At 58.0% G+C, this 22,254-nt stretch carries 20 protein-coding genes and 1 pseudogene; 8 read left to right on the top strand and 13 right to left on the bottom strand.

Annotated features, from left to right (window positions below; all coding sequences use genetic code 11):
• Window positions 1–22: 22 nt before the first annotated feature.
• The 3 genes from FEM03_RS04855 to argA all read right to left on the bottom strand — a co-directional run bounded on the left by FEM03_RS04855 (window position 23) and on the right by argA (window position 4,028).
• Complete coding sequence (locus tag FEM03_RS04855; protein ID WP_138085061.1) at window positions 23–1,522, bottom strand: phenylacetate--CoA ligase family protein; 1,500 nt, start codon at window positions 1,520–1,522, stop codon at window positions 23–25.
• Window positions 1,476–2,528, bottom strand: coding sequence for a patatin-like phospholipase family protein (locus tag FEM03_RS04850; RefSeq protein ID WP_138085060.1), 1,053 nt, complete (start codon window positions 2,526–2,528; stop codon window positions 1,476–1,478). Before FEM03_RS04850 ends, FEM03_RS04855 begins: the two co-directional genes overlap by 47 nt.
• Before the next feature lie 213 nt (window positions 2,529–2,741).
• Window positions 2,742–4,028, bottom strand: a complete 1,287-nt coding sequence (gene argA / locus FEM03_RS04845) for an amino-acid N-acetyltransferase (protein WP_166442631.1) — start codon at window positions 4,026–4,028, stop codon at window positions 2,742–2,744.
• Between the two features lie 197 nt (window positions 4,029–4,225).
• On the opposite strand from argA, the gene FEM03_RS04840 reads away from it, so the two are divergent.
• The gene (locus FEM03_RS04840) at window positions 4,226–5,815 is read left to right on the top strand and encodes a sodium:solute symporter family transporter (RefSeq protein WP_138085058.1); all 1,590 of its coding nucleotides are present in this window, start codon (window positions 4,226–4,228) and stop codon (window positions 5,813–5,815) included.
• 101 nt (window positions 5,816–5,916) lie between these two features.
• Here the strand turns inward: FEM03_RS04840 and smpB are convergent, their stop codons facing one another.
• From smpB to FEM03_RS04800, 8 genes and pseudogenes are all read right to left on the bottom strand, one after another.
• Entirely contained in the window at window positions 5,917–6,378 is a 462-nt protein-coding gene (gene smpB / locus FEM03_RS04835) for an SsrA-binding protein SmpB (RefSeq protein ID WP_138085057.1), read from the bottom strand.
• A gap of 51 nt (window positions 6,379–6,429) precedes the next feature.
• A complete protein-coding gene (locus FEM03_RS04830; protein WP_138085056.1) occupies window positions 6,430–6,642 on the bottom strand; it encodes a DNA-directed RNA polymerase subunit omega in 213 nt (70 codons plus the stop codon).
• A 205-nt stretch (window positions 6,643–6,847) separates the two neighbouring features.
• A complete protein-coding gene (locus FEM03_RS04825) occupies window positions 6,848–7,300 on the bottom strand; it encodes a Jag family protein (RefSeq protein WP_138085055.1) in 453 nt (150 codons plus the stop codon).
• A 16-nt stretch (window positions 7,301–7,316) separates the two neighbouring features.
• Window positions 7,317–9,194 (bottom strand): membrane protein insertase YidC, encoded by a 1,878-nt coding sequence (yidC, locus tag FEM03_RS04820; RefSeq protein ID WP_138085054.1) that lies wholly within the window; start codon window positions 9,192–9,194, stop codon window positions 7,317–7,319.
• A gap of 46 nt (window positions 9,195–9,240) precedes the next feature.
• Window positions 9,241–9,573 (bottom strand): membrane protein insertion efficiency factor YidD, encoded by a 333-nt coding sequence (gene yidD, locus FEM03_RS04815; RefSeq protein WP_138085053.1) that lies wholly within the window; start codon window positions 9,571–9,573, stop codon window positions 9,241–9,243.
• Complete coding sequence (gene rnpA / locus FEM03_RS04810) at window positions 9,570–9,965, bottom strand: ribonuclease P protein component (protein WP_138085051.1); 396 nt, start codon at window positions 9,963–9,965, stop codon at window positions 9,570–9,572. Before rnpA ends, yidD begins: the two co-directional genes overlap by 4 nt.
• 120 nt (window positions 9,966–10,085) lie before the next feature.
• Window positions 10,086–10,214, bottom strand: a pseudogene (rpmH, locus tag FEM03_RS25045) (50S ribosomal protein L34); the annotation flags it as partial.
• A 143-nt stretch (window positions 10,215–10,357) separates the two neighbouring features.
• Window positions 10,358–11,167 (bottom strand): helix-turn-helix transcriptional regulator, encoded by an 810-nt coding sequence (locus tag FEM03_RS04800; protein WP_138085049.1) that lies wholly within the window; start codon window positions 11,165–11,167, stop codon window positions 10,358–10,360.
• Window positions 11,168–11,265: 98 nt separating this feature from the next.
• On the opposite strand from FEM03_RS04800, the gene FEM03_RS04795 reads away from it, so the two are divergent.
• The 5 genes from FEM03_RS04795 (at window position 11,266) to FEM03_RS04775 (ending at window position 18,246) form a co-directional block, all read left to right on the top strand.
• Complete coding sequence (locus tag FEM03_RS04795) at window positions 11,266–11,610, top strand: histidine triad nucleotide-binding protein (protein WP_138085048.1); 345 nt, start codon at window positions 11,266–11,268, stop codon at window positions 11,608–11,610.
• Between the two features lie 326 nt (window positions 11,611–11,936).
• On the top strand, window positions 11,937–12,482 hold the full coding sequence (locus FEM03_RS04790; protein ID WP_138085047.1) for a septal ring lytic transglycosylase RlpA family protein: 546 nt from the start codon (window positions 11,937–11,939) through the stop codon (window positions 12,480–12,482).
• A 74-nt stretch (window positions 12,483–12,556) separates the two neighbouring features.
• On the top strand, window positions 12,557–14,065 hold the full coding sequence (locus tag FEM03_RS04785; protein WP_138085046.1) for a carboxypeptidase M32: 1,509 nt from the start codon (window positions 12,557–12,559) through the stop codon (window positions 14,063–14,065).
• Window positions 14,066–14,222: 157 nt separating this feature from the next.
• Window positions 14,223–17,150 carry a hypothetical protein gene (locus FEM03_RS04780; RefSeq protein WP_138085045.1) on the top strand — a complete coding sequence of 976 codons (2,928 nt, stop codon included), beginning with the start codon at window positions 14,223–14,225 and terminating at the stop codon, window positions 17,148–17,150.
• 25 nt (window positions 17,151–17,175) lie between these two features.
• Window positions 17,176–18,246 (top strand): NAD-dependent epimerase/dehydratase family protein, encoded by a 1,071-nt coding sequence (locus FEM03_RS04775; RefSeq protein WP_138085044.1) that lies wholly within the window; start codon window positions 17,176–17,178, stop codon window positions 18,244–18,246.
• 2 nt (window positions 18,247–18,248) lie between these two features.
• On the opposite strand, the gene FEM03_RS04770 is transcribed toward FEM03_RS04775, so the two are convergent.
• Window positions 18,249–19,304, bottom strand: coding sequence for an NAD-dependent epimerase/dehydratase family protein (locus FEM03_RS04770; protein WP_138085043.1), 1,056 nt, complete (start codon window positions 19,302–19,304; stop codon window positions 18,249–18,251).
• An 88-nt stretch (window positions 19,305–19,392) separates the two neighbouring features.
• Between FEM03_RS04770 and FEM03_RS04765 the strand changes: the two genes are divergently transcribed.
• Together FEM03_RS04765 and obgE are read left to right on the top strand one after the other, a co-directional pair.
• Window positions 19,393–20,151 carry a glycosyltransferase family 2 protein gene (locus FEM03_RS04765; protein WP_138085042.1) on the top strand — a complete coding sequence of 253 codons (759 nt, stop codon included), beginning with the start codon at window positions 19,393–19,395 and terminating at the stop codon, window positions 20,149–20,151.
• A gap of 73 nt (window positions 20,152–20,224) precedes the next feature.
• Entirely contained in the window at window positions 20,225–21,259 is a 1,035-nt protein-coding gene (gene obgE / locus FEM03_RS04760; RefSeq protein WP_138085041.1) for a GTPase ObgE, read from the top strand.
• Window positions 21,260–21,290: 31 nt separating this feature from the next.
• On the opposite strand, the gene FEM03_RS04755 is transcribed toward obgE, so the two are convergent.
• On the bottom strand, window positions 21,291–22,250 hold the full coding sequence (locus FEM03_RS04755; RefSeq protein WP_240772672.1) for an ROK family protein: 960 nt from the start codon (window positions 22,248–22,250) through the stop codon (window positions 21,291–21,293).
• Window positions 22,251–22,254 lie beyond the last annotated feature (4 nt).

Raw genomic sequence — 22,254 nt, 5'->3', positions numbered from 1 at the left:
GGCTAAGTGATGAAGGCTAAAATTATGAGGAAACCGCCTGGGCGGTGGTGGGTTTGGGACGGTGGTCGGCGAGTTTTTCTTCTTTGAGGAGTTTGCCGACGCCGAGGAGGGTGCGCATTTCTTCCAGGGTGTGGAAGTGGATGGCGTTGGGGGTGAGTTCGGTGACTTCCTGGAATCGACGGTTGAGCTGCTGGCGAAGGGTGGACTCTTGCTGCGGCGTGCGATTTTCGGAATGGACGTGGAGATGGATTTCGTCGCAGTCGAGGGGGTCGTCGTGACGTTTGCGGAGTTCGATCTGCCAGGCTCCGAGGCCGCGCATGTCGTCGAGCAGGTGGTCGAGGACGTTGAAGTCGACGAGGGTGCCTTTGACCTTGTCAAGGTGAAGGGTGCGGCGTTCGCTGACGCGGGAGATGGGGCCGAGGAGTCGTGGGGCATTGCGTCCGCAGTGGGGGCAGGGTTCCCAGGTGAGGCCGCCGCTGGCGATGTCGCCGGTGCGGTAACGAAGGACGACGGTGCCGCGTGAGTCGAGGGGGGTGTAGACGATTTCGCCGGGGCTGCCGGGGGGGACGGGGTCGCCGGTTTGGGGGTCGACGAGTTCGACGATGCCGAGGTCGGGATAGAGGTGGAAACCACTGGAGCCTTCATGGGGAAGGGTGGGGCATTCAGGCCAGGCCATTTTGGCTTCGGTGAAGGCGTAGGTGCTGATGACATAAACGCCGAGGGCGCCGAGCTGGCCGCAGAGGTCGCGTAGTTTCGCGCGCAATCCGGCGGGGGTTTTTTCGCCGCCGAGGACGATGCGTTTGAGGTTGGGCCAGTGACGGTTTTCGGCCACGGCCTGGGAGAGGACGTGGTAGACAAACGTGGGCATGCCGATGAGGATGTCGGGCTGGATTTTTTCGACAATGTTGATGTTGCCGTCGGTGCCGATGGTTTTGCCGCCGCCGGTGGAGAGGACGAAGGTGCCGAAGGCGGTGCCGGCGTAGTGGGTTTGCCAGAAGGCGAGGTGGGGGGCGAAGGGGAACATGTTGACGTGGCGGTAGTCTTTTTGACTGCGGCCCACTTCCATGAGGCGACGTCCGGAGGTTTCGAGATTGGCGAGGTCGTGTTTGGTGTAGACAAACGGGACGGGGTCGCTGCTGCGACCGGTGGTGCTGGTGAGGAGCACGGGGCGGAACTCGGCGTCGAGTTTGTCTTTGACGAAGTTGCGACCGCGCAGCAGGGCGGTGAGGATCACACGCGGTTCGCGTTTGAGGGATTTTTCGTCGGGGATGAGGACGAACTCGCGTTGTTGTTCGCGGGGGACGGTGAGGTCGACTTTGCTGCTGAAGGGAATTTTGCGCATGTCGTCGAGGGTGCGCAGATCGTGCACGGAGAGGTGGTTCGCCTCAAAGAGTTTGCGGTAGTGGGCGGAGTAGGGCAGGACGCGGTGGGCGAGGTAGTCGCGCAGGCGGCGGATCTGCCATTCTTGCCAGAACTCAGGCGCTGCTGTGTCCCACAGGGGTGATGAAAGGAAGGGTGTCATTGGAGTTGGGTGGGTTGGTGGTATTGGTTTTCAGGTTCATGAGAGAATGGATGTGGGGGAGGGCGTCCTGGGCGGCTTTCCGTCCGGCGTCGATGTAGCGTTGAAAGTTTTCGTAGTCATACCAGCGCGACTCGGTGAGGTAGGGGTGGATGAGGACGTCGGCGGCGGCGGATTCGTAAGCGAGGAGGCGCAGTTGGGCGGAGCTGAGGCAGCGTTTGAAGGTGTCGAGCACGTTGCCGTAGGCGAAGAGGTTGAGGTTGCGGTTGAAGAAGCGGCGCAGGCGGGCGCTGGTGCCGATGGGGTCGAGCGGCGGGGGGGGGGAGACATCGAGGGTGGCGGCGACGGCGGCACTGGGGGCCATGACGTTGACGGCGATGGTGGCGTCGACGCTGGTGTGGTCGCGCAGCATGGAGACGGGAAGAGGTTGGGCGGCGGCGCCGTCGATGTAACGTTTGCCGTTGAGATAGACGGGACTGCAGATGCCGGGGATGGCGCAACTGGCCTGGATGGCGGCGGCGACGGGGGTGTCGGGGGGAAAGATTTCGCCGTTGAGGGTGTCGAGATTGGTGGCGACGATAAGGGTGGGGATTTTGAGGTCGGCGATGGTGAGGTCGCCAAGGGTGCGTTCGAGGTGTTTGCGGACTTTATGGCCGTAGATGAAGCCGGAGGTGGGTGGGCAGACGGGATCGATGAGGCGCATGAGGGTGCGGCGGTCTTTGATTTCGGCGGCGAGGATTTCGAGTTCCTTGCCGCTCACGCCGGAAGCCCACAGAGCGCCGACGTAGGAGCCCATGCTGCTGCCGATGATGGTGGCGATGGGGATGCGTTCTTCTTCGAGGACTTGAATGGCGCCGATGTGGGCGAGTCCTCTGGCACCGCCGCATGACAGCGCGAGGCCGATGCGGGGGATGCTTGGATTGTGGTCTTTACGTGGAAGGTCAAAAAACCGGCCTAGCCAGCCTTCTGCCAGCATCCACGAGAACCTCTGTGGTGACTGGGTGTGCATGGTCGTGCGAATTCATTGTTTTATTAGACAATGGTGGTGGCGAAGTATTCAGCAGGGGAGGTGCGATTTTTGACGATTGTTGGTAAGCGGGCACGAAAAACCCGTCGCGGGGGTTAGCGGCGACGGGTGAGTGGGGTTGGGGGCGCTGGTCACTGAGGGAACAGGCAAAATGCCTGTTCGACCCACCGGCGGCAAGCCGGTGTCACGGAGAGACTAAAGGGTCTTGGTGAGGACGCGGGAGTTGCGGCCGTTGCTGAGGTAGGCTTCGCGGCGCGGCTCGGGGAGAATGCCGCTGGTGGCGAGCTGGTAGCCCATTTTTTCTTCGAAAAATCGGGAGGCCTGGGTGCTCAAGGCGAAGAGCCAGGCGCTGCCGCGTTCGCGGGCGATGGTTTCAGCGTAAGTGACAAGCTTGCGTCCATGGCCCTGGTTCTTGTGGGCGCGACGGACGAAGAGGCAGGCGAGCTCGGAGACTTTGGTTTCGTCGGGCTGGTTGTAGGAATGCACGGCAACGCAGCCGACGGGGTTGCCGTCGAGTTCGAGGACGAAGAAGTCGTTGATGCGTTGCTGGATTTGTTCGCGACTGCGGGGGGCGAGGGCGGCGTCTTCAATGCTTTCGCGCATCATGGTCATCAGGACGGGGATGTCGCTGAGGTGGGCTTTGCGGATCTGCTGGTAATCGTCGGCGTGGATCATGGTGCCGACGCCTTCGTTGCTGAACAACTCGGCGAGGAGGACTTCGTTTTGTCCACCGTCGATGATGTGGACTCGGGGCACACCTTCAGAACAGGCGAGGGCGGCGTGGCGAAGTTTGGACAACAGGCTGGGGTCCATGCCGGTGTCTTTGCGACGCGAGATGTCGCGGGCCTGGGCAACGGGGAGTTGAGCGAGGCGTTCGCCGTTGGCGTCAATGAGGCCTTCTTCGGCGACAAAGATGACTTTGGCGGCGTCGAGGGCAAGGGCGACATCGACGGCGATTTCGTCGGAGTTGAGGCGCAAGGTGGTGCCGTGTCCGTCGAAGCCCATCGGTGGGAGCAATGGGATGATGTTTTGCTTCAGCAGGGACTGGAGCATGGGTTCATCGACACGTTCAATACGGCCGGTGTATTGGAGGTCGATGCCGTTGATGACGCCGGCGGGATGGACGGCGAGGGCATTGGGAACGGCGACGCGAAGCTCAAGGGCGGTGAGCGCGGCCATGAGTTCGTTGGTGAGGCGCGAGATGGCTTCGGTGCTGACGGAAAGGGTGGCGGCATCGGTGAGGCCCATGCCGTCGTCGCTGGAAAGATTAACGTCGCGCAGGGCGGCGAGCTGTTGGATTTGTGATCGGGCACCGAAAACGAGCACGACGTGGATGCTCAGTGACTGGAGCACGGCAATGTCCTGGAGAAGCGAATTGAAGTTGGGGAGGCGCATGACGCGGCCATCCAATGCCACGACAAAAATGCGTTCCCGAAACTGGGGAACGTATTGCAAAATGCCTCTGAGGTCTTCAAATTTCATGGTGCCGATCCTGCTGAACCGGCATACTACGCGCATTGAGGGGATTGAAAAGGGAGGTATGGAGTTTTTTGGAGATTGGGTGTTGAAGCGGGCGCATCATTCCGATTCTAAATCTGGTTCTGATTCTGCTTTACGGGGCGGGTGGTTGGGAGTCCAATGGCGACAGTGTCGTCCTCTAGCTTGGTTTCTTTTTTTGTATGATTGATTTTATTGCTGCTGTTCCGGTGCATGAGCATTTCCGTTGGCTGGACTGGGTGGTGTTGTTTTCCTACCTGGGGTTCTGCACTTGGATTGGACATCGGCTGAGCGGGAAGCAGTCGACGATCAAGGATTTCTTTCTGGCGGGACGGTCGTTGCCATGGCCGGCGGTGTCGGGTTCGATCATTGCGACAGAGATCAGTGCGGTGACGTTCATCGGGGTGCCTGGGGCGGTGTTTGCGGCGAACGGGAATTTTACGTATTTGCAGTGGGCGATCGGGTCGATCATCGCGCGATGCATTGTGGGGGTTTATTTTGTGCGGGCATTTTATGAGCACGAGATTTTTAGTCCGTATGATTTCATTGCGAACCGGCTGGGCAAGTCGGCGAAGACGATTACAACCTTGTTGTTCATGGTGGGGTCGGTGTTGGGTCAGAGTGTGCGGGTGTTGGTGCCGGCGCTGGTGTTGCGGACGGTGACACCGTTCGACATGGTGGAGAGCATTTTGGTGATTTCGGTGTTTGGGGTGTTGTGGACATGGATGGGGGGGATGACGACGGTGATCTGGACGGATGTGATCCAGTTCGGGATGTTTTTGTTTGCGGGGATTTTGGCGTTGGTGTGGATCACCATCAGTTTGCCGGAAGGGTTTCCACAGTTTTTGCAAATTGCGGGGGAGGCGGGCAAGTTCGAATTGTGGCGCTGGATGCCGGGAGTGGGTTCGGAGCAGGGGATGGTGGAGTGGGTGCGGGACACGGAGTTCACCATGTGGACGGCGCTGCTGGCGATGCCGTTTCAGAATTTGGCGGCGTATGGGACGGATCAGTTGAACGCGCAGCGGATGTTTTGCTGTCGGAATGCGTCGGATGCGACGAAGGCGATCATCTTCAGCGGGGTGGGGCAGATCGCGACGCTGGTGATGCTGATGGTGGGCGCGGGGTTGTTTGCTTATTACAGCGTGTATCCGCCGGATGCGGGGACGGCGGCGGAGTTTGCGAAAGACACCGATCTGGTGTTTGCGGTGTGGATCACCACGGTGCTGCCAGCGGGGTTGACCGGGTTGTTGCTGGCGGGGGCGTTTGCGGCGGCAATTTCGAGTTTGGATTCGGCGCTGGCCGCGCTGTCACAGACGTCGATTTCGTTGTGGTATCACGGTCGGGAGAAGGACATGCCGGATGAGAAAAAGCTGGTGTTCATCTCGCGGATGACGGTGTTGGGTTGGGCGGTGTTTTTGGCCGGGATGACGGTGGTGTTGTATCAGTTGAAGGAGTCGGCGAACATCCAGTTGTTGAGTCTGGCGTTTGGGATGGTGTCCTACACCTATGGTTCGTTGCTGGCGATTTTCCTGCTGGCGTTGTGGCGCATTCCAGCAAAGACAGCGGCGCTGTGGGTGGGGCTGGTATTGTCGGTTTTGATGACGACGTGGGTGCGCGGGGATATTTTTGTGGTGGCGGGCGAGGGGGATTGGTTCAAGGAGCACCGCTTGCAGATGACGTATGCGTGGTTGTATCCAATCAATTTCGCGATCACGTTTTTGTGCGGGTTTCTGTGGCGGAAGTCGGAGCCACGTGATCCGTCGCTGAAGTGAGGGGGACTTCGAAGTCGGAAGTCGGAAGTCGGAAGTCGGAAGTGAGCGACCAACCAGGTCGTGGTTGTGGGCGCTCCTTTTCTCCAGAAGGTGTTCCCTTGTTAGTGACCTTTGCGTTCGTTGAACCGGGCCATTTCACGGGCGGCTTCGCGGGTTTCGACGCGGTCTTTGAGATCCTGGCGCTGGTCGCCGTGGGTCTTGCCGCGACCGACGATGATTTCCACTTTGACCTTCTTATTTTTCCAGTAGGCGCGGGTGGCGACGAGGGTTAGGCCTTTTTGCTGGGTGGCGGCGAGGAGTTTGAAGATCTCCTTTTTGTGCAGGAGCAGGCGACGTGGGGCGCGGGCTTCGTGCTGTTCGTGGCTGGCGCGTTCGTAGGGACGAATGTCGCAGTTGTAGAGAAATGCCTGACCTCGATCAACGCGGGCAAAGGCGTCGTTGAGGTTCATGAAGCCAAGCCGGATGGATTTGACTTCGGTGCCCTTGAGGGCGATGCCAGCCTCGTATTTTTCGAGGAAATGGTAGTCGCGGCCCGCCTTGCGGTTGGAGGCTATGTCGGCCACGGTGAGAGGGAAGGTTTGGCAAAGAACCGCAAAAAGCGAACTCGAGCGCGATTAAGCAGGTTCGATGTCCGAAAGAAACTCGGCTCTGATTTTGCCTTCGATGATTTCGGTGAGGGCGACGTCGGCTTCACGCATGCCGGGACGGCGTTCGACGAGGGCAGGGCGGCCCATGTTGAGCTGGCGCACGCGCTTGGAAACCATGTTGATGAGGATTGGAGGATCCGTGATGATTAGGGCGGCTCTGTCGACGAGTTCGGATTTCATAAGTGGCAGTGGAAAACGTTCCCCGGGGCTGGGTGGGACGAGGGGAGCATGGAAGATAACGGGGGACGGGAAATTTGCAAGGGAAAGTGTCGGGGTCGACATTACCGAAGTAGATGGGGGAGAGAGGCCGCGATGTGAAATGAGAGCGGGTTGGTGGGAAGAGAGCGTTGGGAAAGCGGCGAAAATCGCCGCACTCCAAAATTTTCTACTTCCGGCGCTTGAGGGTGATGCGCTTGAAGCGGTCGTCGCCTTTTTCGCTCTCACTAGCGACTTGAGGGTCCTGGAGGAACAGGTTGTGAACGAGGCGACGGTAATAACTGTTCATGGGGTTGAGGACTTGGGGCTGGCCGGTGCTGCGGACGCGGTCGGCGAGTTCGTTGACCTTGGCCAGCATGCGGTCCTCACGCATGGTGCGGAAGTATTCGACGTCGACGCGGATTCGTGGGGCCTGCGGGTCGCGACGCTGGAGGATGCGGTTGACGAGGTATTGGATGTCGTCAAGCACCTCACCGCGACGACCGATCAGCAGGTCGGATTGCTCGGTGAGGATTTGAAGCGTGGGACCTTCGGGAGCCTGTTCCTCTTCGATTTGCACGACGAATCCAAGATGCCCGAGGAGGGTGTCGAGGATTTGTCGGGCGTGTTCGAGAGGGGTCATTTTTTCATCCGATCATTTATTTGCGCTTTTTCGCGGAATTGGTGCCGCCGCCGCCGAGACGGGGTGGGCCGGATTTCTTCTTCGTAGTCGAGGAGGAACCGCTGCTGGAACTATTGTCCGCTGGAGCGACTTTTTCAAGCACGGGATCGGTCTGCCAGAGGCGGCTGATTTGTGCCTGGAAGATGCTGTAGACGTTTTGGGCGCTCCAGTAAAGGGCGAGGGCGGAGGCGAAGCCGTAGCAGAAGATCAGAAAGATGAAGGGCATGAGCAGAAAGATGCGCTGCTGCATCTTGTCCGCGCTGGCCGGTTGCGGGGTGAGCTTCATCTGCAGGAACATGGTGATGCCCATGATCAATGGCAGGGGATTGATGTTGAAGTGGTCGCCGATGAAGGGAATGGAGGTTCCAAAATGCAGGGTGTGGATGGTGTCGGGCAGCGACAAATCTTTGACCCAGAGGAAGTCCTGGCTGCGCAGTTCGGCGGCGAAACGAAGCACGGCGTAGAAGCCGAAAAAGATGGGGATCTGGATGAGCAGGGGGAGACATCCGCCGAGGGGATTGACGCCATACTCGCGGTAGAGCTTCATCATTTCGGTATTGATCTTCTGCGGCTCGTCCTTGTATTTTTCCTGAAGCTCCTTGAGCTTGGGGGAGAGAAGGCCCATGCGTTTCATGGTGCGGTTGGAGCGGGCCTGGACGGGCCAGAGCACGGTGCGCACGCAGATGGTGAGGAGGATGATGGCGACGCCCCAGTTGCCGGTCCAGTCGTGGAAAGTGCGCAGACCGCCGACGAGGATGCGGCTGATGACGGAGAACATGCCGTAGAACATGACCTGACGCATCTGGCGGTCGGGTGGGCCTTCTTTGCCGCCGTCGAGATCGATCTTCTTCAGATCATGGAAAATTTTGGCACCGATGTAGATGCGGAAGTCATAGGACTTGGAGGCACCGGGTTCGAGGTCGATGGGAGGAAGGCTGACGCCGCCGTGGATGGCGTAGTCGGTGGCGGATTTGGCATTGGTGGCAAATTCGTCCTTGGAGTGGTCGACAAGAAAACGTTCGCCCCAGACTTTGGCGGGTTGATCGTCCTTGGTAGTGATGAGGGTGGCGTAGAAGCGGCTCATGACGCCGGCCCAGCGCAGGCGGTCGAAGGCTTGATGGGGAAGCTGGGTGATGGGGCCACCCATGCCGATGAAATTAGGTCCGTCGCGAAACTTGCTGGTCGCGAAGTAGTCGGAACTGCCGGCATTGTTCCAGACGTAGGCGGGGAGTTCGACCTCATCCGGGCGCAGGGAGGCGGCGGCACCGGTGTAGAGGTAGTAGTTGTCGCGGCTGTGTTTGGTGGGGCCTTTGTTGTCGAGGTGAATCTGGAAATGAATCAGGTGATCGTTGCTGCCAGGGCCTTCGGTGAAGCGGTATTCCTTGCGGATGACGACTTGATCCGGGCTGGTGGCTTCGAAGACGATGTGTTTGTCGGACTTGTCGACGATGCGATAGAAGAGGTCGTCATAGACCTTGGCCTCGCTGCCGAAGGAGCCGATGGCGGCTTTGCCGACGGTGTTGATGGTGACGGTCTCCTTGATGTCGTGGAGTTCGGCCAACAAGATACCGCCGCCTTTGGTGGTGAAGGTGTAGGCGACTTTGTCGTTGGTGAGGACGACTTTTTCTTCGACAGCGGCTGCGGGAGCGGCAGTGTCAGCAGGGGTTCCGGCGACAGGAGCACCGGGAGTTGCTGCGGTTGCAGGGGTGGTGCCGGCCGCAGGGGTGGCGGTCGCAGCGGCGGGCGGGTTTGGTGCCGGGGCTGGCTGTGGCGGTGGGTGTTTGATCATCCACCAACCGTTGAGGACCATGCCGATGGCACAGAGTGTGATGACTATCCAAGCTTTGCGATCCATGAAATTAAAAGAGGGCGGTGGGTATGGGAGTGACTGACTAACTGAACTAAGGGTTGCCGGGGTCGGGGGGCGAATCGGCGGGAGGAGACTTGTGGCCAGAAGCAGACGATTCGCAAGTGCAATGCGCAGTGGTGTTGTGATCGTCACGCGCAGGAGGGACGGGGTCGTGACCGGTTCCGCCCCACGGATTACAGCGCAGAATGCGGTAGACGCCGAGCCAGGTGCCGCGAAAAAATCCGTGGATTTCGACGGCTTCGAGAAAATATTGGGAACAGGTGGGGGTGAAGCGGCAGCCGGTGCCGGGTCCACCAATGAAGTGGATGACGGGTGAGATCACCCACTGGTAGCCACGGATAAGGATGCGAACGACAGTCTTCATGATGATGACGACGACGACGAAGTGGCGGGTGGGGATTCCGCTGCGGGTGCCGGGGCAAGGACACGGGCTCGACGGGCGGCTTTGAGCCAGTCTTGTTTCAGTTCTTCGAAACTGGCCTGGGGAGCGCGCCAGCGGGCGATGGTGACAATCCAGTAGCCGCTTTTGAGGGGATTGAGGCGGGCGATTTCGCGAAATTGGCGGCGCAAACGAACGCGTTGCACGGCTCCGCCCACCTTTTTGGAAGTAATGAACCCGAAACGCGTGGGCGTGTCGGGTTCGTCGAGTTTCAGCACGCTGAAAACCAGGAATCGGGCAGGGAACGAGGTTCCCTTGGTGCGCACAAGGCTGAATTCCGTGGTGGACCTCAGCCGACTGGAGGTGGGCAGACCCATGCGTGACGCGAGGATTCTTGCCCGGGCAGGAACCCGGTGGCTGACTTAGTAAGTCGGGCGACCGCTGGTGTTGTGCTGATGGGTGTGGCGCTTGAAGTGGACTTCAACGCCTTTAGGAAGGAGACGCTTGCGACCTGCTTTACGACGGCGGGCAAGGATGGCGCGACCGTTGACGGTCTTGGTGCGAACGCGGAAACCGAACTGCTGCTTGCGGGTGCGCTTGGAGGGTTGATAGGTGCGTTTAGGCATGGTGACGGTGGATTAAAGAGTTGCAAGGGCCCGGTAGAAAGACGCAGGCAGTTTCAGAGGGGCGGGTAAATTACCGGGAAGGGAATGGTTGTCAAATGCCAAGTGAAGGTTCTCAAGAGGAAGGCTGGCGGACGTCGCGGTAGTTAAGGGTTCCGTAATAAAGGGCCAGCGTCTGATGAATGCAGGATTTCCTGGTTCAAGACGGTGGCGACGGCAGCGGTGCGGGTCTCGGCGTTGAGTTTGGCAAGGATGGTTCCGACGTGTTTGTTGACGGTGCGGACGCTGATACTGAGGATGATGGCGATTTCTCCATCGCGTTTTCCTTCGATCATCCAGAGAAAGATTTCGGCTTCGCGACGGGTGAGACCGAGTCGGCGCAGTTGGGCGAGGTCAGTCGACTGGTTGCGCTGGATGGCGGGGGTGAGACTTTTGAGGAGAGTGTCAGTTTCAAAAGCGGTGGCGATTTGCGGGGCGAGCAGTGAGGCGACGAGGTGGTCTTCAACGGTGAAATCGCGATGATCGCGGTTGATGGTGAGTCCGCCGAGGCAGTAGGAGGAGCGGATGGGGATGCCGATCTGACGGGTGATGCCGACGGGACGGAAGATTTCCTGGTAGAGGTCGGTTCTGCGCAGTTCGCGCAGGCTGATGAAGTCGCTCAGGCGCATGGGCTGAGTTTCGCCGGCGGCGAGGCGCTGGAACATGGGACTTTGAAGTTGCACCAGTTCGTTGGTGCGGTTGAGGATCTCAAGTTTGTGCGCAGGGTCGAAGGGGACGTTGGTTTCGGCGGAGTAAGAGTTGCCGCGACCGTAGAGTTCGAGGGCGTAGACGGAATCGGAGTAGACCAGGTCCAAGGCGCGGAACAGCCGGTCATGAAACGTGCCATGTTCGTGATCGTGGATGATGCGGGTGGCTTCCAGAAGGCCGTGGAGCATTTTGGCGCTGAGTCTGGCCATGGGTAGTTGGTAATCCGGGGAGATTGGGTGGCGCAAGCAAGGCAAACGTGTTGGTTCCGGAAGTTGCCTTGGAGGGCTTCCCGTGCTGAGATGGAGACATGACGATTTTTGAGAAAATCATCGCGGGTGAGATTCCTGCGAAAATCATTTATCAGGATGACCTGGTGGCGGCGTTCAACGATGTGAATCCGCAGGCTCCGATTCATGTGTTGATTGTGCCCAAGCGGGTGATCCCGAGGGTGGGAGAAGCGGTAGAAAGTGATCAGTCGACGCTTGGGGCGTTGATGGTCGCAGCAGGGAAGATTGCGCAGCAATTGGGAGTGAGTGAGACGAGTAAAGGATTTCGTCTGGTGATCAATCATGGCCGCGACGCCGGGGAATCGGTGCCGCATTTGCATGTGCATTTGCTGGCCGGGAGAGAGTTGGGGTGGCCGCCGGGTTGAGGGGAAAGAGAGTAGAAGGCTCGTCCCGAGCCTTGAATGAATGATGGTAAGGCCCGGGACGGGCCTTCTACTTTCCATGTTTTAGGCGATAAAAACGCCAAATTTAGACGCGAAACGACTATGAAGAGGGGTATTTTCGATAGAATATTACCCGGATGTAAAAGGGGAATTGATGCCCGTTAGTCGTTCAAAATGAGTATTGGGTGGGCATCTGAGGTGAAGCAAGGCCGTTTTTTGGGGTATGCAAAAGTCGTTTCAGGGTTGCCAAGCTGGTCGGAGTGCGGCAGGCTTCTTGCCCGATTTGCACGAAATCCCTTGATAGTGACATGCTTATACTGATTCGCCCGACTCCACGCTTCACTTCCGTTCTCCTCGCCACCATTGGCTTGTTTTTGATCAGCGGAAAATCAACCACCCTTCAGGCAACCTCCGCCGATTCCAGTGTGTATCGCGGCAAGGCATCATTTTACGGAGGCTACTGGCATGGTCGAAAAACGGCAAACGGCGAAATCTACGATCAGAACACGCTGACGGCGGCACATCCGACGTTGCGGTTTGGCACCAAGGTCCTGGTGAAAAATTTGCGCAATGGCCGCGAGGTAACGCTGCGAATCAACAATCGCGGCCCTTATGTGAAAGGGCGCATCATTGACGTATCAACCCGTGCGGCGAGGGAATTGCGCATGACCAATGCGGGCGTGGTCGCGGTGGAGGTGACGGTGCTGCCAAAGGATCAACCGGTCGCAGTGACGCCGGTGGCACCGGAGGCCAAGAAAGAAGAGGAATCGAAAACGGAGACCGCACCCGAGCCAAAATCGGATGACTCGTTTTCCAAGAAGCTTGCCTATCGCCGTCTGGCTTCGGGGCGCTAGGTGGACTTGGTTCGAGTTTGGTTTTGCCGTGTCTGATGCTTGCATGTTGAGGCGCGAGGGCTCACCATTCAGTCATGGCTTTGGTTCTTTCCTCGTATGATCAATTGTGTCAGGCGGCGCGTGATGTCGCCCTGGTGAATGGAGCGACCCATGTTTTGGGTTGGGATCAGGAAACCTACATGCCGCCCAAGGGCATCACGCATCGCTCCCGCATTCTTGCGCATTTGAGCGGACTTGCTCACGAACGACTGACTTCAAAACGGTTTCAGGGGTTGCTGGAAAAGGCGGAAGATGAGGTGTCGGTGGCGGAGGAGCATTCCGTCGCGAAAGCCAATGTGAAGTTGTTTCGCTGGAAGGTGGATCGGGCGGTGCGCATTCCAAAGCGATTGGTGGAGCAGCAAAGTGCGGCGATCTCGCTGGGTCAGGCGGCTTGGGCGAAGGCGCGTGGTGAATCGGATTTCGCAGGGTTTGCACCGCACTTGCAGAAGTTGGTGGAAATTTCACGCGAGATGGCGGGTCGCATCAGCGACGGGGCGGAGCCGTTTGATGTGCTGTTGGACGAGCACGAACGCGACATCACGGCGAACGATGTGGAGGCATTGTTCAATTCATTGCGTCCGTCGCTGGTAAAGATTGCCAGGGCGGCGGTTGAGCGGTCGGAACGGGAAGCGCCACCGATGAAAGCGTTGCTGGGTTCGTGTCCGATTGCCAAACAGCAGCAGTTGAATCGCGAAGTGGCGGAGTCCGTGGGTTTTGATTTCGATGCGGGTCGCATTGATACCACCACGCATCCGTTTTGTTCGGGATTCGGACCTGGTGATGTGCGGTTGACGACCCGCTATGATGAGCGTGATTTTCTTTCGTCCCTTTTCGGCGTTCTGCACGAGGCCGGACATGGCATGTATGAGCAAGGGCTGCCTGAAGAGGAGTGGGGGTTGCCCTCCGGCACGGCGGTATCACTGGGCATTCACGAATCGCAGTCGCGCTTTTGGGAGAATCATGTGGGACGTTCGCGCGCGTTTTGGGAGCGCTGGTTTCCAAGGGCTCAATCGCTGTTTCCGCATTTGAAGAAGCTGACTTTGGAGCAATTCCTTCTCGGCGTGAACCGCGCGGAATTTTCGTTCATCCGGGTGGAGGCCGATGAGGCGACTTATGACCTGCACATCATGCTGCGTTTTGCGATTGAGCGGAAACTTTTCAACGGCACGCTGAAGGTGTCTGAGGTGCCGGATGCGTGGAATGCCGAGTTTGAATCCAGCTTCGGACGCACGCCGCCGGATGATGCGCGCGGATGTTTGCAGGACATTCATTGGTCGATGGGCGGCTTCGGTTATTTTCCGACCTATACCTTGGGTAATCTCAATGCAGCGCAGCTTTTCAAAGCGGCGGTTAAAAACGCAGGCATCAAAAAAGCCGTTGCCAATGCGGAGTATGCACCGCTGTTGAAGTGGCTTCAGACGAATGTCCACGCGGCGGGTTCAGTCCTGTCGCCGAAGGATTTGATGATCGCAGCGACCGGCAAGGCGACGGATACGGCCCCCTATCTGGCGCATTTGAAGAAGCGTTTTGTGGATGGCGTTTGATCGAGCGGTGGGACAATTCGTCAAACGTCGATCAATCCGTGTTTGACAATGGATGTCCATGCGCTTGGGCATTCACATGCGCCAAATCTTCGCATCGACCAGTCGTCTGCAAAAATGTGTCATTGCCTGCCTCCGGTGGTCTGTTGTCTCACTGCTCTTGCTGGCCGCATCTGTCCGGGTGCTGTCAGCGGTGGAGCCGGCGGGGAAAAATGACGGGCAAGTTTTGGTGGTTGTCGAATTTTCGAGCTCAAATCCCGGTCGATTGGCGCTGTCATTGGGGCATGCTGATGAAGGCAAAAAGGTCATCGCGGAATCTGCTTTTCAGGGCGACAACATCGCAGAGAGGCTGGCGCTGCCCCTGTCGGTGGACACGGAAGGCAGGCAGTCGCTGACGCTTTCTTGGGTAGGGACGAATGAAGAAGTCATTCTGCGGAGTCTTGTTGTGCAGACATTCACGGGGAAACGGATAAGCCGACTCGATCCTGAAACGCTTTTGCCCGTTGATGACGCGGCACCTGCAAGTGAACACCGACTCGTCAAAGATCCAATCCGGCAGACGATTTTCCGCACCTTTGAAGTGGATCTGCCAGCCGTGGTTTCGCCTCCGCCACTTCCACTGATCCCACCGCCACCTCCGACCAATTGGCCGCTTGCGATCTATCTCTTCGCCTTCCTCGCGCTCGGGATTGTCGGCGCGGTTGGGGCCGCAAGCTCGTGGTCAACTCCAAGCACTGACCGGGTGATGCGGGCCCTGGGTCCGCTGGCATGGCTGATGATTTTTGCCGGCAATTTCAAACTGGCAGGCACCATGTCGATCACCGGAGTAAGCCTTGATGATTCATGGCCGTTGGTGCTTGAGTATGGCGCGCAGAGGAACTGGCAGCTTGGCAGCGATTTGATTTACACCTTTGGACCCCTCGGGTTTCTTTTCGATGGGCGGGGCTTGGGTGGGTTTGCAGTGGAGCGGCTGATCTTTGCGTGGGCATATGCCATGTTCATTGCCTATGTCGGCTGGCGTGTGGGAGGAAGGCTTCCCTGGATTTTGCGCATTCCGTTTTGGGCGTTCATAATTCTCTTCCCGAGCACGCCCACCTTGCTTGCCGCCGGGGTGGCATGTGTGCTTATGAATGGATCCAAACGCACCAGGGCGGACCGACTGGAATGGCTCGGATTGATGGCCGGATGCGCTGTGGTCGCTTTGGTAAAGTTCACGGACTTTCTCGCCATCAGTGCGATGATTTTTGGATTCACCACGCTGCTTCTGATGCAGCGACGATGGAAATTCGCGATCGCCGTGCCTACCACTTTTGCCGGGTTGCATCTGGTGGGTTGGATGCTGGCCGGACAATCGCTGTTCGGCTTTCCTAGCTACCTCATCGGTGCCTGGCAGATCTCGGCAGGCTATGGCGAAACCATGAGTTATCCGCCGGCTCCGGGCATGCTGGGATGGGGGTTGGCGCTGGCAGCGGCACTGCTTGTTTGTGCTGCGGTCAATGTGGCGGTCTCTGGTCGTCGATGGATGGAGACTGGATTGAAATCTGGAATTGTGCTCGGTTGTGCGTTTCTGTCCTGGAAGCACGGGTTCGTCCGAGCCGACATGGGACACGTGGATTTTTTCATGGCGATGGCGTTTCCGTATGCATGTTTGCTGACGGTGGCTCCCGGGCTGGAAGCCTTTGGGACAAAACCAAAAACGTTTTCCTGGCGACCTGCCTTGGTCGTCGGTGCCGCCTTGGTGGCGTTGTTCATTGCGGCTGCCGCCGCTTATCAAGGTGCTGGACGATGGATGCACCCTGGTTGGGCGCTGAAGACCGCCGCCCAGCGCATCGTTGCTTCGCCTTCCGTCAAACTGCCACAACTCAACGAAATTCCTGCGGAACAAAGGATCGAATGGCAGCTTCCAGAAATCACCAATCTTGTGCGGGGAGCGAAGGTCGACATTGTCAATTTTCAACAGAACTACGCATTCTTAAACGGACTGAACTACCAACCGCGTCCGGTGTTTCAAAGTTACAGCAGCTACACGCCTTATCTGCATCAGGTGAATCTTGACTACTATCGATCTGCTTCGCGACCGGATTGGGTGTTGTTTCAATTGGAGTCGATCGATGCCCGCCATCCATGGCTCGACGATGCGCCATTGATGCTCGACTTGCTGACCGGGTGGACGCCACGGCTGCGTGAGAAGGGTTTCTTGCTACTTGAAAAACCGCAACCAATTGCTCCCCAAGGAACCTGGCGTGAGCTACAGTCAGGCAAGACACGTTGGGGGCGGACGATCGAACTGCCTTCCCGGCCACCCAACACTCTGATCGCCCTCAAGGTTGATGCTCCGCGCAGTCGCTCAGGAAAACTCAAAGGGTTTGCTTACCAACCCGCTTTGGGAGTGCTCACTCTGCAGATGCAGGACGGGCGAAAGGTGAATCGTCGGTTCATTCCCAGCTTGGCCAGCACCGGGGTGCAGTTGAGTCCTTACCTTGAGACAATTGATGACTTTTTGAGCTGGCGCGCCAATGTCGGCGGAAAAAATGAGGTGGTGTCATTTCGACTCAAGGCGGAAGCGGATGCAGATGGAGAATACAAGAGGGATTATCACTACACGTTGCTCGAATGGGTTCCTCCGGCGACGCGTTTGGAGACCACCTCCACTGTGGAAGGGCTGCTGTATCCGTATTTCCCAGGCATTCCGGAAGTGGTGAGAGCCAATGGCAGCCTTCAAGTCGGATTGCAGGAAGGACTGGAGGCTTGTGGGGGTCGGGCACCCAACCGGTTTGAGTTCAGCGTTCCGGCGCAGGTGCGAGGAGTCACGGGTCGGTTTGCAGTGGTGAGTGCTCCCGGCGCAACTCCTGAAGAGGTGAGCGTCGGCATTCATCTTGTCAATAAACGGGGAGAAAAAATTGCCGGATACGCGCAGACACTGATCCCGCAGAAGCATGATCTTGATCAACAACCGCACTTTTTTGATGTTGATTTTCCTCCTTTCAGCCCTGATGCCAAACAGCGGCTGATAGTTGAAGCCGCCTCCACCAAAACACGCCTTGCCGCGCACGTTTGGTGGGGACCCGTTGTTTGGAAGAATCCCTAGATCACCTCGTTCATTTTTTTATCGCATGCGTATTCTCGTCACCGGAGCTTGTGGATTTGTTGGCAGCCGCCTTTTGAAGCGGTTCCGCGAGGCCATGGAAAGTGCCACCCTGATTGGCCTCGACAACCTTTGCCGTCCGGGGAGCGAATCCAACCGCGAGTTGCTCAAAAAACTCGACGTGAAGTTTTTCCACGGTGATGTGCGCTCGGTGAGTGATTTTGAGAGTCTGCCTGCGGTGGATTGGGTGATCGATGCGGCGGCGAATCCCAGTGTGCTGGCCGGTGTGGATGGCAAAAGCAGCAGCCGTCAGGTCATTGAGCACAATCTTGCCGGGACGGTGAACATGCTGGAATACTGCAAACGTCACGGCGCGGGTTTCATCCTTCTCAGCACCAGCCGGGTGTATTCCGTTCCATCATTGGTGGCGCTGCCAACGAAGACCGAGGGCTCGAGGTTCGTGCTCGACACAAGTAAACTTCCTTCAGGAGCGAGTGCCGGGGGCGTGACTGAATCTTTCAGCACGGCGCCACCTCTTTCGCTTTACGGGGTCAGCAAAAAGATGAGCGAAGACTTGGCCCTTGAATACCACAGCACGTTTGGATTGCCGGTGTGGGTGAATCGCTGCGGGGTCATGGCTGGAGCGGGTCAATTCGGGCGCGCGGATCAAGGCATCATTGCTTTTTGGATTCACAGCTGGCGGGAAGGTCGTCCATTGCGGTATCTGGGCTTTGGCGGTCACGGTCATCAAGTGCGGGATTGCCTGCATCCCGACGACCTCGCCGCGCTTTTGCTCAAACAGATGGCCTATGGCACTGATACCTCCAGACCGCGTCTCGCAAACGTCTCTGGGGGCTTGGAAAGCGCCTTCTCATTGGCTGAACTGAGCGAATGGTGCGCTCATCATTTCGGTGTCGACAAGCCCGTGCATCGCGATGGAAGTGAGCGACCTTTCGACATTGCCTGGCTGGTTCTGGACGATTCGCTTGCCCGTGAAACGTGGGATTGGCGTCCGGAAATCACCCGCGAGAGCTTGTTTCAGGAAGTCGCCGGGTTCGCGTCGGAGCGCCCCAACTGGATGGACATCTCCGCTGGATAAGGTCAACCCGCCACGCAGGCAGCATGGATTTCCTCAAGCGTGGTGCGCAGATCGTAGCGATATTTCCAGTCGGAGTAATGCTGCTGAAAGCGGCTGACGTCGCTGATCCACCAGATGTGATCGCCAATGCGGTTGTCTTCCTTGTAGGTCCAGGTCAGTTGGTTGCCGCTGATGTCTTCACAAAGGCGGATCGCCTCCAGCATGGAGCAGTTGGAGTGCCGCGAACCTCCCAAGTTATACACTTCGCCCGAGCGAGGCTTTTGAATGAACTGCCAGAACGCCTCCACCAAATCATGGCTGTGAATGTTGTCGCGCACCTGCTTGCCCTTGTATCCGAACACAGAGTAAGGCCGCCCGGTCACCGTGCATTTCATCAGGTAGGCGAGGAAGCCATGCAACTCAGCTCCCGCGTGGGCCGGGCCGGTCAGGCAGCCGCCGCGAAAGCAGGCGGTCTTCATGCCGAAATAGCGACCATACTCCTGCACCATCACGTCGGCCGCCACCTTGCTTGCACCAAAAACGGAATGTTTGCAGTGATCGATGCTCATCGTCTCGTCGATGCCCCGCTCGTGCCAAACATGGGACGCATCCAGCTCCCAGCGGGTTTCCGTCTCCACCAGCGGAAGCAGGTTGGGGGTGTCGCCGTAAACTTTGTTGGTGCTGGTAAAGATGAAGGTCGCGTCGGGGGCATGCAGTCGGGTGGCTTCCAGCAAGTGCAGGGTTCCAAGGGCATTCACCCCGAAATCGGTCAACGGCTCCTTGGCGGCCCAGTCGTGGGAAGGTTGTGCGGCGGTATGCACCACCACTTCGATGGCGGTGCCGTGTTTCTTGAACAGCGCCTCCACGGCCGCCCAATCGCGGATGTCGACGGACTCATGGGTGTAACGTTGAAACTCTGAGAGCGAGGTCTGCGTTTTCGCTGTGGATGCCTCGGCACCGAAAAAATAGCGGCGCATGTCATTGTCGACACCCACCACTTCATACCCCTCGGCATGAAGGCGTTTGCAGGTTTCAGAGCCGATGAGTCCACAGGAGCCGGTGATCAATGCGATAGACATACCCACCGTCCATAAGGATTTTCCGTTGACGCTGCAAAGAAAATCCTCCAGCACTAAGGAACTTTTTTCCGAACTTCAAGATCGATTCATGCCTCCTCTTCAACTTCTTAGCATTGTCATTCCCGCCAGGGACGAAGAAGGCAGCCTCCCCAGCACGGTGGAGCATCTTCATGCGACCTTGACCCAGCACGGTGTGCCGCATGAAATTCTCGTGGTCAACGATGGCAGCAAGGACGGCACCTGGGCATTGCTGGAAAGCATGCAGGCGAACATTCCCAACCTCCGTCCCCTCAATAATCTGGGGCCGCATGGATTTGGACGCGCCATCATCTACGGGTTGAACCACATGAAGGGCGACGCCGTCGTCATCATGATGGCGGATGAGAGCGATTCTCCCGACGAAGTGGTCGCTTACTGGAACAAGCTCAATGAGGGTTACGAATGTGTGCTCGGCAGCCGCTTCATCAAAGGCGGTTCCGTGACGGACTACCCCAAAATCAAACTGTTCGTCAACCGCCTCGTCAATCTTGGCATCAAACACGTTTTCCGCATCCCGCTCAACGACACCACCAACGCTTTCAAGGCCTATCGGCGCGAGGTGATCGAAGGCTGCCGCCCTCTCATTGCCCCGCATTTCAACCTGACCGTGGAGATCCCGCTGAAGGCCATCGTGCGCGGCTACACCTGGACGGTGATCCCGATTTCTTGGAAAAACCGCCGCACCGGTGAAGCCAAACTCAAGCTGAAGGAGATGGGCAGCCGCTATTTCTTCATTATCGCCTACGTCTGGCTGGAGAAATTCTTCAGCCGTGGAGATTACGTCAAACCGACTTCGAACAAGAACTAGGATTCAGGGCCCTTCCCCGAAGAAATGTGTCCATCCTTGACCCCGGCCCCGTCCGCGACTAACTTGCGAGTTCATGTTTGTCGACCAAATCAAAGTTTATGCCAAAGCCGGACGCGGCGGCGATGGCAGCGCCCACTTCCATCGCGGTAAATTCCGTCCCAAAGGCGGACCCGATGGCGGCGATGGCGGCAAAGGTGGCGACGTCATTTTGATGGTCGACAACAGCACGGACAGTCTGCGCAATTTCTTTTTCAACGCCAAGCTCGCGGCTGAAGATGGTGCACGTGGCTCCGGCGCCCAGATGACCGGACGATCCGGCAAAAACGTGATCTACCGCGTTCCCGCCGGACTGCTCATCAGCCGAATTGAAGAGACCGAAGATCCCGAGACCGGGGAAATCATCCAAACCAAAATCCCTCATGCCGACCTCACGGCGGTTGGTCAGGAATACGTGCTTTGCAAAGGCGGCAAAGGCGGCAAAGGCAACGTCCATTTCAAAAGCCCCACCCACCAGGCACCGCGCGAATTCACTCCGGGTGAAGAGGGCGAGTTGGGATTTTTTCATTTTGAACTGCGCAGCATCGCTGATGCCGGCCTGGTCGGATTTCCCAATGCCGGCAAGTCCACCCTGCTCACCAAACTTTCAGGCGCCAAACCCAAGATCGCCAACTATCCCTTCACCACCCTGCAACCGCACGTCGGAGTCATGGAGTTCAGCGATTCCCGTCGCGGAACCGTTGCCGATATTCCTGGTTTGATCGAAGGCGCACACGCGAACGTCGGGCTTGGCCACGACTTCCTGCGTCACATCATGCGTTGTCGCGTTCTGCTTTTTGTGGTTGATGCCGCCGGCAGCGAAGCCCGCGATCCGGTCACCGACATCGAAACCTTGCGCACCGAGGTCAAACTTTACCGCGAAGAACTGGCTAAACGTTCCTGGTGCATCCTTGCCAACAAAACCGATCTTCCGGCCGCCGCCGAGAACATCGAGCGGTTGAAGGAACGCTTCAAGCGCATCAAGATCTTCCCCATTTCCGCCAACGAGGGCGAAGGCATTGAAAAATTGCGTGCCTTCCTGTCCGAGAAAATTGGCGTCGAGATGGATTAGCCCAGACAGGTCCCTCACTGATCTCGGCGACTCACTTCTCAAAAGCCAGATCTGCCGCAAGCGCCGCATTGCCGATGATGCCGGCTTCGGTTTGGAACTTGGCGGGCACAATGGTCAGGCCCTCCAGCACCACTGCCGAGAGCATTGACTTCATTTTGTTCTCCAGCGGTTCGAACAACAAGTCGCCTGCCTGGGCCACGCCTCCGCCAATCACAAACGCATCGGGATTCAACAGCCAGGCAATGCTCGCCAGCGCAGTGCCGAGCCAGTCGGCGATCTGATGCCAGATTTGCAACGCGACGTCGTCGCCAGTTGCAGCGGCTTCCGCAATGGCTTTCGGGGTGCAGTCCTCAGCCTTTTTGACCATCCCGGCGTCGGCATAACAACGCATGGCATATTCCGCGATCTGCTGGTTGCCCATGTATTTTTCCAGAGCCCCGAAATTTCCGTAATGCCCCACCACGCCATTGTAGTCGACGCTCATCTGTCCGATTTCACCCGCAGAGAAGTGGCTGCCGCGATACATCTCGCCATTCAAAATCAACCCGCCGCCGACCCCGGTGCCAAGCGTCAACGCCACCACGTTACGCAAACCTTTTCCCGCGCCGTGACGCCATTCGGCATACGCCATGGCGTTTGCGTCGTTCTCCACCACACAAGGAAGCCCCGTCATGTCCCCGAGAACTTTCTTCAACGGAATATGATTCCAACCTGCCACGTTCGTCAAAATGTGCACAAAACCGCGGTCGAAATCCACCAGTCCAGGAACGCCCACACCCACCGCGGCAATCTCAGGGTATCTGGCCTGCAACGCCGTCACGCGGTCGGCAATCACCCGGATCAAGGCCGTCGGACTGGCATGGCCCTGGGTTGGAATCGGCTCATCCGTGGCGAGCAATTCAGCCCCGCGACACACGCCGAGCTTGATGGTGGTGCCGCCAAAATCCACACCGATGGACGTGATGTTGTTGTTTTGCATGATTTGATTCAAGGCT

This window comes from Phragmitibacter flavus (genome assembly GCF_005780165.1).
In the GTDB taxonomy this organism is placed as follows: Bacteria; Verrucomicrobiota; Verrucomicrobiia; order Verrucomicrobiales; family Verrucomicrobiaceae; genus Phragmitibacter; species Phragmitibacter flavus.
Note: the sequence above shows the minus strand (reverse complement) of the source record. Positions and strands in the feature narration are given on the sequence as shown.

Coding starts and splice junctions, on each gene's coding strand:
- FEM03_RS04775 (WP_138085044.1), top strand. CDS start 17,176: ATGCGTATTCTCGTCACCGGAGCTTGTGGATTTGTTGGCAGCCGCCTT.
- FEM03_RS04770 (WP_138085043.1), bottom strand. CDS start 19,304: ATGTCTATCGCATTGATCACCGGCTCCTGTGGACTCATCGGCTCTGAA.
- FEM03_RS04825 (WP_138085055.1), bottom strand. CDS start 7,300: ATGACCCCTCTCGAACACGCCCGACAAATCCTCGACACCCTCCTCGGG.
- FEM03_RS04785 (WP_138085046.1), top strand. CDS start 12,557: ATGGCTTTGGTTCTTTCCTCGTATGATCAATTGTGTCAGGCGGCGCGT.
- yidD (WP_138085053.1), bottom strand. CDS start 9,573: ATGAAGACTGTCGTTCGCATCCTTATCCGTGGCTACCAGTGGGTGATC.
- obgE (WP_138085041.1), top strand. CDS start 20,225: ATGTTTGTCGACCAAATCAAAGTTTATGCCAAAGCCGGACGCGGCGGC.
- FEM03_RS04855 (WP_138085061.1), bottom strand. CDS start 1,522: ATGACACCCTTCCTTTCATCACCCCTGTGGGACACAGCAGCGCCTGAG.
- FEM03_RS04765 (WP_138085042.1), top strand. CDS start 19,393: ATGCCTCCTCTTCAACTTCTTAGCATTGTCATTCCCGCCAGGGACGAA.
- FEM03_RS04795 (WP_138085048.1), top strand. CDS start 11,266: ATGACGATTTTTGAGAAAATCATCGCGGGTGAGATTCCTGCGAAAATC.
- yidC (WP_138085054.1), bottom strand. CDS start 9,194: ATGGATCGCAAAGCTTGGATAGTCATCACACTCTGTGCCATCGGCATG.
- FEM03_RS04790 (WP_138085047.1), top strand. CDS start 11,937: ATGCTTATACTGATTCGCCCGACTCCACGCTTCACTTCCGTTCTCCTC.
- argA (WP_166442631.1), bottom strand. CDS start 4,028: ATGAAATTTGAAGACCTCAGAGGCATTTTGCAATACGTTCCCCAGTTT.
- FEM03_RS04800 (WP_138085049.1), bottom strand. CDS start 11,167: ATGGCCAGACTCAGCGCCAAAATGCTCCACGGCCTTCTGGAAGCCACC.
- rnpA (WP_138085051.1), bottom strand. CDS start 9,965: ATGGGTCTGCCCACCTCCAGTCGGCTGAGGTCCACCACGGAATTCAGC.
- FEM03_RS04850 (WP_138085060.1), bottom strand. CDS start 2,528: ATGCACACCCAGTCACCACAGAGGTTCTCGTGGATGCTGGCAGAAGGC.
- FEM03_RS04830 (WP_138085056.1), bottom strand. CDS start 6,642: ATGAAATCCGAACTCGTCGACAGAGCCGCCCTAATCATCACGGATCCT.
- FEM03_RS04840 (WP_138085058.1), top strand. CDS start 4,226: ATGATTGATTTTATTGCTGCTGTTCCGGTGCATGAGCATTTCCGTTGG.